Origin of the sequence: Flavobacterium solisilvae (assembly GCF_012911605.1) — a bacterium.
Taxonomy (GTDB): Bacteria; Bacteroidota; Bacteroidia; order Flavobacteriales; family Flavobacteriaceae; genus Flavobacterium; species Flavobacterium solisilvae.
The window spans coordinates 1-237 of record NZ_JAAMPT010000025.1 but is presented as its reverse complement, the minus strand read 5'-3'; the positions used below and the strand labels follow the sequence as shown (position 1 = coordinate 237).

The following is a 237-nucleotide window of genomic DNA, read 5'->3' as shown; positions in this document are numbered from 1 at the left end:
TCAAGTTCGATACGCCGATTACGGCATCATTGATTGTCAAATTGTTTACAGTTACGTTTCCTGTATTGGTTACCGTAAAAGTGTAAACAATCGTATCGCCTACGTTTACAATAGTATCAGCATTCGCATCAGTATAAACACCGTCTTTCAACAAAGTGATTTGTGGTGTTTGTCCTAAGTCTGTAAATGTACAGGTCGGACAACTTGGGTCGTAATCAGGACTTGAAGGGTCGATTG

At 40.1% G+C, this 237-nt stretch carries 1 protein-coding gene; it reads right to left on the bottom strand.

Annotated features, from left to right (window positions below; translation table 11 throughout):
- Positions 1–237: DUF7507 domain-containing protein (locus G6042_RS00115; protein WP_169522299.1), on the bottom strand; the 237-nt coding region annotated here is incomplete at both ends.